Raw genomic sequence first — 266 nt, 5'->3', positions numbered from 1 at the left:
CCGGACGAACGTCTACCAGGGAACCCGGCAGGAACGCACGAATACCATTCAGCTCAACAGTGAAGCCACCTTTAACTTTGCCGTTGATAACACCGACTACAGTTTCAGCGTCTTCGTAAGCTTTTTCCAGCGTGATCCAAGCTTCGTGACGTTTAGCTTTCTCACGGGACAGCAGGGTTTCACCGAAGCCGTCTTCTACTGCATCCAGAGCAACGTCAACTTCGTCACCAACCTGGATTTCCAGCTCGCCCTGGGCGTTTTTGAAC

At 52.3% G+C, this 266-nt stretch carries 1 pseudogene; it reads right to left on the bottom strand.

Annotation, left to right across the window (positions count from 1 at the left end):
• Nucleotides 1-266, bottom strand: a pseudogene (locus tag QP437_RS10115) (30S ribosomal protein S1); the annotation flags it as partial.

The sequence above is a fragment of the Haemophilus sp. UMB1048 genome (genome assembly GCF_030218125.1).
Lineage (GTDB): Bacteria > Pseudomonadota > Gammaproteobacteria > Enterobacterales > Pasteurellaceae > Haemophilus_D.
The sequence above is the reverse complement of the archived record's forward strand: the minus strand, read 5'-3'. Positions and strand labels throughout refer to the sequence as shown.